General features: G+C 58.8%; 11 protein-coding genes. 3 read left to right on the forward strand and 8 right to left on the reverse strand.

The annotated features are described in order from the left end of the window. Positions 1-22: 22 nt before the first annotated feature. Positions 23-313, forward strand: a complete 291-nt coding sequence (locus ACQUQR_RS09915) for a hypothetical protein (protein ID WP_435196315.1) — start codon at positions 23-25, stop codon at positions 311-313. Here the strand turns inward: ACQUQR_RS09915 and ACQUQR_RS09920 are convergent. Next, positions 260-1,453 (reverse strand): hypothetical protein, encoded by a 1,194-nt coding sequence (locus ACQUQR_RS09920; RefSeq protein WP_435196316.1) that lies wholly within the window; start codon positions 1,451-1,453, stop codon positions 260-262. The two genes, ACQUQR_RS09915 and ACQUQR_RS09920, sit on opposite strands and share 54 nt — an antisense overlap. A 19-nt stretch (positions 1,454-1,472) precedes the next feature. Beyond that, positions 1,473-3,371 carry an asparagine synthase (glutamine-hydrolyzing) gene (asnB, locus tag ACQUQR_RS09925; RefSeq protein WP_435196317.1) on the reverse strand — a complete coding sequence of 633 codons (1,899 nt, stop codon included), beginning with the start codon at positions 3,369-3,371 and terminating at the stop codon, positions 1,473-1,475. 88 nt (positions 3,372-3,459) lie between these two features. Here asnB (ACQUQR_RS09925) and ACQUQR_RS09930 point away from each other — a divergent pair, with 88 nt between their 5' ends. Continuing rightward, positions 3,460-4,578: a glycosyltransferase gene (locus tag ACQUQR_RS09930; RefSeq protein ID WP_435196318.1), complete on the forward strand. Its 1,119-nt coding sequence runs from the start codon at positions 3,460-3,462 to the stop codon at positions 4,576-4,578. 6 nt (positions 4,579-4,584) lie between these two features. Here ACQUQR_RS09930 and asnB (ACQUQR_RS09935) read toward each other — a convergent pair whose 3' ends face one another. Both asnB (ACQUQR_RS09935) and ACQUQR_RS09940 read right to left on the reverse strand, forming a co-directional pair. Continuing rightward, entirely contained in the window at positions 4,585-6,438 is a 1,854-nt protein-coding gene (gene asnB / locus ACQUQR_RS09935) for an asparagine synthase (glutamine-hydrolyzing) (RefSeq protein ID WP_435196319.1), read from the reverse strand. A 128-nt stretch (positions 6,439-6,566) separates the two neighbouring features. Beyond that, the gene (locus ACQUQR_RS09940; RefSeq protein ID WP_435196320.1) at positions 6,567-7,721 is read right to left on the reverse strand and encodes a glycosyltransferase family 4 protein; all 1,155 of its coding nucleotides are present in this window, start codon (positions 7,719-7,721) and stop codon (positions 6,567-6,569) included. Positions 7,722-7,879: 158 nt separating this feature from the next. Between ACQUQR_RS09940 and ACQUQR_RS09945 the strand changes: the two genes are divergently transcribed. Next, the gene (locus ACQUQR_RS09945) at positions 7,880-8,839 is read left to right on the forward strand and encodes a glycosyltransferase family 2 protein (RefSeq protein ID WP_435196321.1); all 960 of its coding nucleotides are present in this window, start codon (positions 7,880-7,882) and stop codon (positions 8,837-8,839) included. A gap of 26 nt (positions 8,840-8,865) precedes the next feature. Here ACQUQR_RS09945 and ACQUQR_RS09950 read toward each other — a convergent pair whose 3' ends face one another. From ACQUQR_RS09950 to rfbC, 4 genes are read right to left on the reverse strand one after another with little or no spacing between them, the layout of a single operon-like run. Continuing rightward, entirely contained in the window at positions 8,866-10,281 is a 1,416-nt protein-coding gene (locus tag ACQUQR_RS09950) for a flippase (RefSeq protein WP_435196322.1), read from the reverse strand. A 5-nt stretch (positions 10,282-10,286) separates the two neighbouring features. Continuing rightward, positions 10,287-11,171 carry an SDR family oxidoreductase gene (locus tag ACQUQR_RS09955; RefSeq protein ID WP_435196323.1) on the reverse strand — a complete coding sequence of 295 codons (885 nt, stop codon included), beginning with the start codon at positions 11,169-11,171 and terminating at the stop codon, positions 10,287-10,289. After that, the gene (locus tag ACQUQR_RS09960; protein WP_435196324.1) at positions 11,171-12,379 is read right to left on the reverse strand and encodes a DegT/DnrJ/EryC1/StrS family aminotransferase; all 1,209 of its coding nucleotides are present in this window, start codon (positions 12,377-12,379) and stop codon (positions 11,171-11,173) included. Before ACQUQR_RS09960 ends, ACQUQR_RS09955 begins: the two co-directional genes overlap by 1 nt. Positions 12,380-12,401: 22 nt before the next feature. Beyond that, entirely contained in the window at positions 12,402-12,953 is a 552-nt protein-coding gene (gene rfbC / locus ACQUQR_RS09965) for a dTDP-4-dehydrorhamnose 3,5-epimerase (protein WP_435196325.1), read from the reverse strand. Positions 12,954-12,996 lie beyond the last annotated feature (43 nt).

Here is a 12,996-nt window from a genome sequence, read left to right on the forward strand (position 1 = left end):
CCTGCTGGCACTCGGTCGAGCCATGCGACTTCGGCGCGTCGTTCATGGATCGAAGCTCTCCCGGGTGCTCGGAACGCTCCGCCGATGGAGTGAGGGAAGTGTCGCCGTCGCGCTGGTCACGAACGAGCGCGTCCAGCAGGGGGCGCTCGCGCTCCTCTTGCTCTTCAGTTCGGCCTCCGTACTCGGCTCGTCGATGGACGCGAGCGTGAAGTTCCTGAGTTTCGTCGCCCTGTTCGCCGTCGTTACCGCGCTGGTGTGGTCAGTCGCGGGCCCGTTCGGAAACGGAAGCGAGACCGACGCGACCCAAGACTAGTCTCCACCACCGTTCGAGCGTCGGCCCCGCGAGAACGCACAGGAGGAAGGTGAACGGAATCCGATGGCGAACGGTGGTGCCGAAGTTCGAGTCGATGAGCCCGTACCCGATCACGCCGAGTACATATACGACCACGACGACTGCGAGCACGGACCGAGACCGGTAGCACGCTCGCGCCGACCGATACGCGGCCACGGTGAGCGCCACGAGGACGGGGAGCATCCCGACGGCGACGAGATCGAACGCGGACGAGACGTGGAGGGGGAACGGTGCGTACTGGAAGTAAACTGCCCGGATGGGGGCCGCAACCACGAGATCCACCCACGTCTCGTAGTCGGCGTGCTCCAGATACGCCGCGCCACCGATCGCTCGCGACTGGACCCGGGTGTTGATCGACTCAACGGGAAGGAACGGCCCGACGAACGGGGTTGCAGCAAGAGCGAGTACCGACGTGAGCGCGGTGAGCGACCGGATACGAAGCGGACGGATCAGGACCACATCGAGGAGCAGCAGCCCCGCTCCGGCCACGCCCGCGGCGAGGACGACGATACCGAGTTCGGGACGGAGCAGCGAGAGCGCACCCCAGACCGGGATCACGAGAACGGGCGGCCACAGATTACCGCGGACCCCTCGGGCGAGTGCAGCAAGAACAACGAAGAAGAGGAGTACGGACAGCGCGTCGCGCATTGGGACGGTCAGGAAAACGAACGGGAGCGGGAGAAAGAGCACGGGGATCGCGACGCCATGGCTGACCGGGAGCTCCGGATACAGACTCCGGGTGAGGTCCACGACGGGCACGACGACGAGCACGGCGAGGAGGCCGTTGAACACGGCGACGACCGTCGGGTCGGGTGTCAGGACCGCGTAGAGGACTGCCTCGAGGGCGGCGAAGGAGTTCACCGTCGGGTTGGGAGAGGGGAGACGCCCAGCGAGGATCGACATCGCGCGTCCGTGAAACTTGGCGATATCCCACGCGTAGGGGAGTCGTGGAAGGACGACGACCGCGAACAGAAAGTGGCCGAGGAAGGCGAGACTGCCGACGGGGCCGAACCACGACCAGCCGATCCGTCGGGCGACCCGCCGAATGACGAGCAGCGAGACGACGACCAGACAGCAGACGGAGAGGACGAGGGGCAACATCAGGTTGAGAGATGGGAGGTCATCGCTGGATACTGATTTCCTGCTCGCGGATGGTTCGCTCCCACCGTCCGTACACGTAGACGCTCCACAGGAACTTCGCGTGGTCCGCCGTTCCGGCACGCTGTTCACGGACGAGGCGACGAACGGCGCCCTCGTCGAGGAACGGGGCACGAACGTCGGTGAGGACCTCATCGAACTCGGAGGCGAGAGGACCGGTCAGCCACGCACCGATGGGCATATCGAACCCCTGCTTCTTCCGGTCGGTAATGGCCGGTGGGAGGACATCGTCGAACGCGTGTCGGAGCACCCGTTTCTGCGTTCCAGCGGTGAGCTTGTACTTCGGCGGAAGGGAAAGCGCGTACTCGACGACCTCCCGGTCGAGGAACGGGACACGAACCTCGAGGGAGCTGTACATCCCGGCGAGGTCGACCTTGTGGAGCATCTGGTTCGGGAGGCCGAAGCGTGTGTCCACCGCGAGCATCCGGGTGAACGCCTCCCGGTTCGGGACGAGTCGCTGCGCCTCCTCGTGTGCGGCCTCGAGCGTCGCGATACCTATTTTTTTCGATTCCAACGTCCCGGTAACCGACTCGGTTCCCTCAGAAGAGATCCGGAGCCATGCGAGATGGCGGGCGACCGGGTCGGGCTCGGACCCGCGTCGGAACTTCTGGGCCTGTCGCCCGAGTTCACCGAGTCTCGATGTTCGGTCAACGGGGACCCGTGACAACAGCGCGTTCGTCGCTCGACGCATCGGTTCGGGGAGGAGTCGGTAGTACGACGAGAGGTGTTCACCGCGGTACTTCGCGTAGCCAGCGAACAGTTCGTCCGCGCCGTCCCCGGAAAGCGCGACAGTGACGTCACGCGCGGTCTCACGGGCCACGACACTCGTCGGGATGAGAGAGGGGTCCGCGAACGGCTCACCGAGTCGGTCGAGGACAGTCGGGATCGTCTCCCGAACGTCATCCGCCGTGACGGTGTACTCCTGGTGGTCCGTCTCGTGATACGCCGCGACCGCCCGAGCGGCCGACGACTCGTCGAACCGTGGTTCGTCGAAGCCGACCGTGAACGTCCGGACGGGTTCGTCCATCAGCCCCGCCATCGTCCCGACGACGATGCTGGAGTCGATACCGCCCGAGAGAAACGCACCGAGCGGGACATCGCTCATCAGGCGCCGTTCGACGGCACGCTCCACCCGACTGCGGATTCCCTCGGCTGCCGTCTCGAGGGAAACCGACCGCGGTTCGATGGTCGGGTCGTAGTACCGTCGGCGGTCGATGGTGACGCCCTCCGAGGTGGGCTCGACGAGGGCCAGCTCCCCCGGCAGGAGCTTCTGCACGTTCCGAAAGACGCTCCGAGGCGCGGGAAAGAAGCCGAACAGGAAGTACGAGCCGAGCGCTGCACGGTCCAGTCCACCGAGATCGATTGGGGTCTCGTACAGCGCGGACAGCTCTGAGGCGAACGCGAACCGCTCCCCGTCGTGTGCGAACACGAGCGGCTTGATGCCCATCCGATCACGTGCGAGGAGGAGTCGGTTCCGGTCGCTGTCCCAGAGCGCGAACGCGAACATCCCGTCCAACCGCTCGACGAACGATGGCCCGTGCTCCTCGTAGAGGTGAACGAGAACCTCCGTATCCGTTTCCGTCCGAAGCGTGTGCCCGGAGGAGAGTTCCGCCCGAAGCGCCTCGTGGTTGTATATCTCGCCGTTGAACACGACGCAGACGGACCCGTCCTCGTTGAACAGCGGCTGGTGGCCAGCTTCCGGATCGATGATGGCGAGCCGTCGGTGGGTGAGCCCCACCGGTCCATCAACGTGTGTTCCGGAGCCATCCGGTCCACGGTGTTCGAGACGGGCGTTCATGCCGGTGAGCGTCGACTCCGAAGGACTGCCGTTCGGGTCAAGGACACCGGCGATACCACACATAGCACATCCCAGTCACCGCATCCGTGAGAAGGTTACTATCCAATCAGGTCCGAACAGGCTTTACCGTCCGCGGTGAAGGGCCGAACGAATGACCGATCGCGGCGACGACCGGATCACCGTCTGGTATCTCATCGGACGCCTCTCCGTTGGTGGGACCGAGAGAACGCTCGTCGACCTCGTGAACGGCCTCGACCAGGAGCGGTTCGCACCCGTCGTCTGGACGATCACCGAGCCCGGGCCGCTGGCTGCGGACCTGGATGACGACATCCCGCTCCGGTCGCTGGGTGCTGCAAGCAAGGTCGACCCTCGACCCCCCCTCCGTCTCGCGCGTGCCCTTCGACGCGACCGACCGACGCTCCTCCAGTCGTTCCTCTACTTCGACAACGTGCTCGCACGGCTCGTGGGGACAATCTCCCCGGAGACAACAGTCGTCACCGGCGTTCGAGAGGTCCCGGACGCGATTCCCCGCCACCGCTCGATCGTCGACCGGGTGACGCTCCCACTCTCCGACCATATCGTGTCGAATTCCAAAGCGGGCGCAGAGTGGATTATCCGCCGGGGAGCCGACCCCGCATCCGTTAGCGTCGTCAAGAATGGCCGCGATATCGATGCCTACGATGTCAACGCGCCGGCGGGGTTAGCTGAGGCCCTCGGGATCGATAGTGGACCGGTCGTCGGCACAGTCGGGCGACTCGTCGAACGGAAGGGCCACCACGATCTGCTGGACGCGTGGCCCGCCGTACTTAAGGACCACCCCCACGCGTCGTTGGTGATTGTCGGCGAGGGCCCGGAACGGGCAGCGCTCGAAGCACACGCCGAACGCCTCGGTATCAGTGATTCCGTACACCTACTCGGACGCCGTGGGGATGTCCCGGAACTGCTGGACCTGTTCGACGTGTTCGTCTTCCCTTCGCACTATGAGGGCCTTCCCGGGGCACTCATCGAAGCGATGGCCGCGGGCCTCCCCATCGTGACGACACCGGTCGACGGGTGCGCGGAGCTGATAATGGACGGGGAACACGGTCTACACGTTCCCGTGCGGGATTCTGACCGACTGGCTGGCACACTCATCGAGATTCTGGAAGACCCAGGACGAGCCGAACAGCTCGCCGCTGCTGCCCAGCGGCGTGCGCGAGAGCAGTTCACCATCGGTGCGATGGTCGAGAACACGGAGGCGCTGTACGGTCGCCTCACCGATATCGAGTAGCCGGTCTCAGTCGTCGATGAACCGCTCGTACCACCCCTCGAGCATCACGAGGTCCCAGATACGGTAGCCGTGGTCCTCCCGCCCGTCGAGATGTTCGTCGAACATCGCGTTGATACCCGCCGACTCGAACGGCCCTCGAGTACCGAGACGCTCTAAGTGCTCCTGGCCGAACTCCCGTAGCTCACCGCGGAACCACTCGTCGATCGGTACCCCGAACCCCTGCTTCTCCCGTGTCAGGATTGGGTCCGGAAGGAGGTCCTCGAACGCTCGCTTCAGGAGCCATTTCTTGTTTCCTCGCCGCCACTTGTACTTGGCCGGTATCCGTGCCGCGAACTCGACGAGCTGATGGTCGAGGAACGGCGATCGGACCTCCAGCGAGTGAGCCATGCTCGCCCGGTCGACCTTCGCGAGCAGGTCGTCGGGGAGGTACGTCTGGATGTCGACGTGCGTAATCTGGTCGATTCGAGTGGGGCCGTCGGCTCGGTCGAAAGCCCGGCGGAAGTTCCGGAGTTCGTCGGTTGGCTCCGGCCCGGACCACACCTGATCGACCTGCTCGTCCAGCGCGTGGCAGATGAACCGGGCAAATCGGCGTGTCGGCTCCTCATCCGCGATTTCGAGCGCGCGTTTCGCGTAGTGGAAGACCTGCTCACGCAGGATGGGCTCGGGGAGCGTCCGCAAGACGCCCAGCCCGGACTGCCGGGCAGGGCGGGGAACCTTCGCGAGCTGTGAGACGAACCAATCGCGTGTGTACCGGTCGTAGCCCGCGAAGAGCTCGTCACCCGCATCCCCACCAACGGCGACCGTTGTGTCCTGGCTCGCCACCTCCGAGACATAGTACGTCGGGAGCGCCGAGGGGTCACCGAACGGCATCTCGTAGTGCTCGATGAGATCCGGGAATACCGCCATCGCGTCCGGATTGACAGTGTACTCCGTGTGGTTCGTCCCGTACTCGTCGGCGACAATTCTAGCGAACTCGAGTTCGTCGTACGCGGCTTCGTCGAACCCGATGGAGTACGTGTTGACCGGCTCCTCGGAGAGGTCGCTCATCAACGCGGTTACGATGGACGAGTCAATGCCACCGGAAAGGAAGACGCCGAGGGGAACGTCGCTCCGCATCCGCAGCCGAGTCGCCTCCCGGAGTTCCTCACGAAGCCGGCCAGCCAAGGCGTGTGGGCCGGCATCGAGTTTGTTCGCGAACGAGAGGGACCAGTACGACTCGCGTCGCATCCCGTCTTCATCGACGACGGCGAACTCACCCGGAGAGAGCTGCTCGATTCCCTGAAACCCGGTTTTCGAGCTCGGAACGTACTGATACGTCAGGTACTCGCGGATCGCCGGCAGGTCAGGCTTTGCCTCGATAGCGGGGTCAGCGAGAATCGTCTTGATCGTCGATCCGAACCAGAACGCCTCGTCCGTTTGCCGGAAAAAGAGCGGTTTCTGTCCCAGCCGGTCCCTCGCGAGGAACAGACGCTCCTCGTTTTCGTCCCAGATTGCGAAGGCGAACATCCCGCGGAGGTACTGGAGACAGTCGGTGCCATACTCCTCGTAGAGGTGGAGCAGTACCTCGGTGTCGGTTTCGGACTGGAACGAGTAGTGTTCGACGCGCTCACGGAGTTCACGGTAATTGTAGATCTCACCGTTGAAGACGATGTGAACGGTCCCGTCCTCGTTCGCCATGGGCTGGCGGCCGGCCTCTGAGAGGTCGAGAATGGAAAGACGCGTGTGGGCGAGGACGGCTGGGCCGTTCGCGTAGACGCCGCTCGCGTCGGGCCCGCGGTGGGTCATACGGGCGTTCATCCGCTCCGCGAGACTGGGTCCTGGTCGAGAGGAGAAAGAGAGCTTACCGCCGATTCCGCACATGTTCAGATGAACGCGTGGCAACGTAATAATGAGTATCGATATACTGAAACACCAAAGAAAGGCACACCAATACTCTATCGGATAGAGGAACGACTCCGCTCAGAATTCTAAAATTAGAGGGCAAGAATCTACGAGCCGATCCCCGTTTGTCCGTGGAGTGACTCAAAGATGGACTCGTACTGGTCTGTGATGGCGTCGATACTGTGATTCCTGTCGAAGTAATTATAGATCTGTGCTGGACCGCCTATCTCCGTTCGAGGAGTGAGGCCCGAAAGGTAATTTGTCAGGGACTTGGCAAGCACGTCGAAGTTGCCATTCGCGCAAGCGCCGACGGCGTTCTCTGACAGTATGTCATCAGGGTCGACAGTCAAACTGAAAACGGGCGTGCCGTGAGCCCAAGCCTGGAGAAACGTGTTCGGAAACCCCTCACTCGTGGACGTATTGCAGAACGCATCGGCAGCGGCGAAGTACTCGTCAATCTCATTGTAGGGAACGAATCCACAGAATCGAACGTTTGATCTCGTGTCGGCCTCCGCTTTCACGGACTTGAACAGGTCTGCTTGACCATCCGCTGCCGGTCCGATGATGACGAAATCCGCCTCCTGGATACGGTCCGCCAACTTGAGTACCACTTCTGGTCGTTTCCATGACCGAAGTGTCGACACCCAGAGCACGACGGGGCGTGAATCAGTTCCCGTGTCGTCGTGGGGCCTCGCCGGACGTGGATATCCGTTGTAGATTTGGACGACACGCGAATCGTACTGCTCACACGCTAAAGCCTGCTGAGACTCGTTCTGTACTACGAGAGCGTCAGCCCTGGCACGGGCCGCATTGACGAGACTGCGGTACAATAAATTATCAGTATATCGACTAGTGAAGTAGGCAGGCGAGCCCTGAAGTTCGGAATCGTGGGCGAACCCATAGACGAGCGAAGTGTCCGAAACCATACAGTACGCCGCTGTAGGAAGAAGCTCAAACAACGGCATCCGAACATAGCAAACGTCCGGCGACAATTCAGCAAGAAGGCTAAGCAACCGGTAGGGACGGAAGAGCGCAGAGGTAAGGCGTGAGGACTCAGATGAGAGAGACTGGGTAACAATTCTGATCCCATCAACGGTAGTCTGGTCCTTGTGAGTCCCTTCGTTCTCGATAAAGACGACATCGTGACCCCGCGCAGCAAGCTCGCGACCGAGAAGGACCTGCTGGAGCTGCGCCCCACCGACGGTATCACCCTCGCCAGTGAGCATATCATATGCATTGAGTGTTAGAAAGGCGATTCGCATTCTACAGCGCCTTATTCACACCCACAGTAAAATGTTTCTGAGGCCGCGTCTTCAGACGGGGAACAGGACAAAGATCCGCCAGAAGGGTGTGATTATTGAACCAATATCATTTCAGTGACCCCAAATACTTACCCCGACCTCTTGCAGTTTAAGTATCAATGCCAAAGGTATCGGTGTTATTGACGACATACAACGGGGAAAAGACGGTACGCGAGGCGATTGAGAGCGTCCGTGAGCAGGATTTCGAGGACTACGAACTTCTGATAGGCGATGACAGCAGTACCGACAGTACACCCGAGATCATCGAATCGATGGCACGAGGGGACCCACGTACTAACGTCTATCTCAGAGATGAAAATGTAGGGATACCAGAAAACATGAACCGGTTAGTTGAGGAAGCAACAGGGGAAATTTTGGCTTTTCTGGAACAGGACGACTACTGGTTAGACACGAAATTGAGAACGCACACAGATCGGCATGAGCAAGCCGATGCAGCGGTTGTATACTCCGATTTCGAGGTAGAGAACCGGTCCGGGAAAGAGCTCGGTACGGTGTACACCCCAGATCCGAAGCCGGCTGGGAAGCCCTTGGTTGAGCAACTGTACCAGCACCACAATTTCATTGGCGCCTTTTGCAACGTATCGATGAAGCGGTCGACATGGGAAGAGATAGGCGGAGCGGACACTCGTCTACGCGTCTCCGCAGACTTCGATTTATGGCTCCGTCTGGCGGGGAGATACGCATTCGAACACATCGATAGCGTATTAGCAACCAAACGGGTCCACGACCGAAATCAGTCGAGTAATCATGCTGTAAAGTACGCTGACAACCGACTCATTCTCTCCGAGTCGCTCTCACGGTATCCGTATCTAAGGAAAAAGGAAAAGAAAATCAGGTCAGAGTTATTATACCAATACGCGAACGGAGCATTTCACGATGGAAACGCCTCGCAGGGGTGTTACCGTTCGCTCCAGAGCCTCACGTATGCTCCGACGTTTAGGGCCGTTGCCATCGCAGTTCTCTCATCGCTCGACGCGATAACGGGAGGCATCAATCTCGGGACGAGGATATACGAGGTGTTGTCACGAAGCGACCGCACTCAGTTAGGTTGGCCCTAGGCGATAACGTAATCACTGGCCGCCAGTCACGCTACCACTTGACGGAGATTGTTGACGATTGTATGTCGTAGATTGCTATCCAAGAACACCAGTGAATGATAGATAACTACGCCGAGGAGAATCATCAAGATCAGTTGGAGGATACCGTCCACCGGGTAGGCTGACTGAATTACCCAGAGGCAGGTCGCCATGCCGCCAGCGGCAGCCACCATCGAAAAGATTCGAGCATATGGGAGCCGCAAATCCACAAACCGGCTCAGGTAGTAGCCGTGCAAGGTCGTATTGATCAAAAACGATACGGCAGTAGCTACCGCTGCACCAACGATTCCGTACGCTGGAACAAGCAGAAGGTTCAGTACACCATTTGAGGAGAGCGCAACGAGGCCAGCCCGTGCAGCAAGTTTCGGTTGGTCGATCCCTTGTAATGAGTTTCCAAGTATGATGTGAACGGACTGGAACACTTTTTCAAACATCAGTATGCTGAGGACAATCCACCCAGCAGTGTATTCGGAGCCGAAAACGACCGCCAAGATGTTCTTTGACAGGATAAGTGTCCCAAAAAACGCGGGGATGGTGAAAAACAGCGAGGGAATCAGAACTCGCGGAAGAAGTGCCTCGATTCGAGCGGTCACGTTCTCGGCACTCCACTTACTGACTTCCGGAAAAATCGAAGTTGCAATAGCAGAGCTGAACAACATGACAACTCCAGAGACACGCCAAGCGACTTCGTATACGCCAACGAAGTACTGTGTGAGGAACCAGCCGATCACGATGATGTCCATCCAATTGTAGAAGTATCCGGTAATAGAGGACACGACCGAGTACCGCGAGTAGTCGAACAGCGACCGGGCATGGGAGAGAGTTGGCCGCCCTATTGGTGTAGACACCTGTCTAGCAGAGAAGACGAACAGAGCGACGAGACCGAGCATGAAAGCATAAATCAGGCCCAGCACGCCAGATCCGAACAGCAGAAACGCGCTCCCCAGACCGACGTACACTACTTGTCGAGAGATAATTGGAAAGGCGGTTTTACCGACCTGTCGCTCGCCCTGCAGGACATGTAAACACAGCAGAGCGATTTCCCGAAGGCCGAGAGCTACGATCAGGTGGAAAGCTAGTTCGGCACCGAGGAACGAGTTGATTCCATCGCCGAAGGCGAGTACCAGTGTGGAGATGACGACGAGTGGAACCATCTTCAACAGCATCGACGTAGAGATGATTCCGGCACTATCCCCGCCCTCACTGAGGCGTTTAACAACCGCGTCGCGAAAACCGAAGTCTGCAGGGACCGATAATAGTTCGATCAGCGCCTGGAATAGAAAAAAAACCCCGATGGCTTCTGCACCGAGTTCACGGGCGAAGAATGCCAGCCCAACGAATGCCAGTCCCTTCGTGAAGACGCTTGCTGAAAACAGTTTCAGGCTTGATTTCCGTATGGTCATCGCGCTCAGGATACCCGCCTGATCTCGATAAGCCCGCTTTTGACAGACAAAAACGTCGAGTTCAGTTCACTCTCGGTTTGAGCCCTATCGAGTCGAACGTTCGGGCGTGTGGCCGGAAGATCGGCCTTCAAACACTCACTAGGAACAATGCGGTCAACCGGGTAGTCAAAGACATCACAGATGATGTTAGCCCACTCATATCGACTGAGGTAATCCGGTCCGACGGCATGATACGTTTCGAACTTCCCGGTAAGGGCGATCTCGATTATAGCGTCCCGCAGGTCAGGTAGGAACGTTGGTTGATTATACCAATCTGTGAAGACAGGGAGCGGTCCCCCGTTAGCGACGTTCTGGAGTATCCACTGTACCATCGTCGGACTCTGCCACTCGGTCGGCTTGCCGTACGGCTGGTCCGTCCTCACGATAGCAGAGCTAACGTTTGAGGCTTCGACATACCGCTCAGCATCCGCCTTGGTGTGGCCGTATTCGTTGATCGGGTCTCGATGGTCGTCCGGTCGGTACTCGGCTCGGCTCCCATCGAAAACGAAAGATGTCGAAACGAATACGAGGGACGCATCGTTCCGTTCACACGCGTCGACAACGTGTTTAGTCCCTTCCGTGTTAACACGCCTGGCAAGCGTGGGGGACCGTTCGCACTCATCGACATCCGTCATAGCTGCCGTATGTATAACAACATCCGGATTGACGGAGGAGATGACACGGTTCACCGAGTCAACATCGCACAAATTAACGCGGAGGGCCGTAGCATTCGTGTGCTGTACGGAGTTGCTGTGATAGGAATAAGCTACGTCGACCTGGTTGTCAGCCGCTAGGCTGCACACGACCTGCCAGCCGACGAATCCCGATCCACCAGTCACCAAGATGTTCATCAGAGGCCGTCGAAGAACTCGGTGAAGGTCTCGCGGACGTACTCCCGCTCAGCCTGACCCATAGATTGGTGTGCCCCGATGACGAACGCGGACTGCATCACCCGGTTCGCGTTCGGATAGGAATCAAGTGGGAGACGACATTCGATATCCTCGAACCCGGGGTGTTTCAGCAGATTACCGGACCACAGAGAGCGGGTTTGGATTCCGTTGTTCTCAAGATGCGTAACGAGTTCTGCACGCGTGAACGGCGCTTCCTCTCGGATAGTTAATGGGAATGCCAGCCAGCAAGTCTCGACATCGTCCCGCTGCTTGGGGAGCACGAACCAATCGTCATATTGAGAAAAGAACTGGAGATGGCTCTGGAAGTTGTTCTTGCGGAGGGAAGAGAACGTCTCGAGCTTCTTCAGCTGTTCGACGCCGAAAGCAGCGCTCGCCTCAAGCGGGAGGAAGTTGTACCCCAACTCGTCGAAGATGAATTTAGAGTCGTATGTGATATCTCCGAGTTGAGTGTTCAAGCGATCTGTGATACTCTCGGTTTCGTCGACTGCGGATTTCCTCCCCCATCCACGAAGTTTTTTGAGCCGTTGCATCCACTCGTCGTCATTCACAGCGACCATTCCGCCGCCGCCGAACGCGGTGATGATGTGCGAACCGTAGAAGCTCGTCGTTGAGATATCGGTGAAGACCCCGGTTGGAGATCCTGCAATCGATGCTCCGATAGTGTCGGCAGAGTCCTCGATAAGATACAGGTCATGCTCATCCGCAAGCTGTCTGAACTCAGGATAGTTCGGGATGTTTCCGAGGAGGGAGGGGATCATAAGCGCTTCAGTGTTTTCCGTAATCACGCTCCGAACCTGGTCAATATCCAATAGGTAGTCTCCGAGTCCAATGTCAACAAAGACCGGGACCAGTCCCTTCTGGACCAGTGGCGCTACCGTCGTTGAGAACGTGACCAGCGGGGTAATCACTTCTGCTCCCCTCGGGAGATTCAGGAGTTCAACCGCGAGGAGATTTGCCGAAGAACCGGAATTGACCATGACTCCGTGGTCCTTCCCGAACCGATCCGCAGCACGGCGCTCCATCTCTGCCGTCTTCGGCCCGCCCACTAACGCTTTAGGATTGTCAAGTACAGCATTGACAGCATCCCGCTCCTCAGACCCATATGTAGCACGAGCGTAGAGAACCTGTCTGGTATCGTCCTTCGTCATAGTGCGTGACTATTCTGATGCGTCACTTATTATTATACACACTCTTCGAGAGTACGGGCCAAGACTCGTCCTTCTCCGACACGATAGGGTCATCGTGCGGCCATTGAATATCGAGTTGCGGATCATCCCAACGGATACCGCGTTCATGCTGTGGCGCGTATTCGTTGTCGGCCTTGTAATGGACGATAGCCGCATCGCTCAGCGTTAAAAACCCGTGCAAGAATCCCCTCGGGATGTAGACGGCGTTCTTGTTCTCGTCCGAGAGGACGAACGAGACGGACTGACCGTATGTCTCAGAACCCTTCCGGACGTCGACTGCGACATCGAAGATTCGTCCACGGATACATCGAACAATCTTGGCCTGTTGGTATGGGTCTGCCTGTTGGTGCAGACCCCTGAGAACACCTTTCTCGGAGCGTGAGTAGAACTCAAGTATGAAATCCGTGTCGAGACCAGCATCCTCGAAAACCTCCTTATCGAATGTTTCGAGTAGATACCCTCGGTCGTCCTCGAACACTTCCGATTGGATCAGTGTAACCCCGTCTATCTGGGACTCCTCGAACGAGAAAGGCATACCAACCCTATCGAACAGAGATACTTCAATTGTACCGAAGCCA

Source organism: Natronomonas sp. EA1 (assembly GCF_051195035.1).
Lineage (GTDB): Archaea > Halobacteriota > Halobacteria > Halobacteriales > Haloarculaceae > JBNTJV01.

Excerpts from the sequence above, each read along its gene's own strand:
- ACQUQR_RS09915 (WP_435196315.1), top strand. The coding sequence starts at position 23 with ATGCGACTTCGGCGCGTCGTTCATGGATCGAAGCTCTCCCGGGTGCTC.
- ACQUQR_RS09920 (WP_435196316.1), bottom strand. The coding sequence starts at position 1,453 with ATGTTGCCCCTCGTCCTCTCCGTCTGCTGTCTGGTCGTCGTCTCGCTG.
- asnB (WP_435196317.1), bottom strand. The coding sequence starts at position 3,371 with ATGTGTGGTATCGCCGGTGTCCTTGACCCGAACGGCAGTCCTTCGGAG.
- ACQUQR_RS09930 (WP_435196318.1), top strand. The coding sequence starts at position 3,460 with ATGACCGATCGCGGCGACGACCGGATCACCGTCTGGTATCTCATCGGA.
- asnB (WP_435196319.1), bottom strand. The coding sequence starts at position 6,438 with ATGTGCGGAATCGGCGGTAAGCTCTCTTTCTCCTCTCGACCAGGACCC.
- ACQUQR_RS09940 (WP_435196320.1), bottom strand. The coding sequence starts at position 7,721 with ATGCGAATCGCCTTTCTAACACTCAATGCATATGATATGCTCACTGGC.
- ACQUQR_RS09945 (WP_435196321.1), top strand. The coding sequence starts at position 7,880 with ATGCCAAAGGTATCGGTGTTATTGACGACATACAACGGGGAAAAGACG.
- ACQUQR_RS09950 (WP_435196322.1), bottom strand. The coding sequence starts at position 10,281 with ATGACCATACGGAAATCAAGCCTGAAACTGTTTTCAGCAAGCGTCTTC.
- ACQUQR_RS09955 (WP_435196323.1), bottom strand. The coding sequence starts at position 11,171 with ATGAACATCTTGGTGACTGGTGGATCGGGATTCGTCGGCTGGCAGGTC.
- ACQUQR_RS09960 (WP_435196324.1), bottom strand. The coding sequence starts at position 12,379 with ATGACGAAGGACGATACCAGACAGGTTCTCTACGCTCGTGCTACATAT.
- rfbC (WP_435196325.1), bottom strand. The coding sequence starts at position 12,953 with ATGCCTTTCTCGTTCGAGGAGTCCCAGATAGACGGGGTTACACTGATC.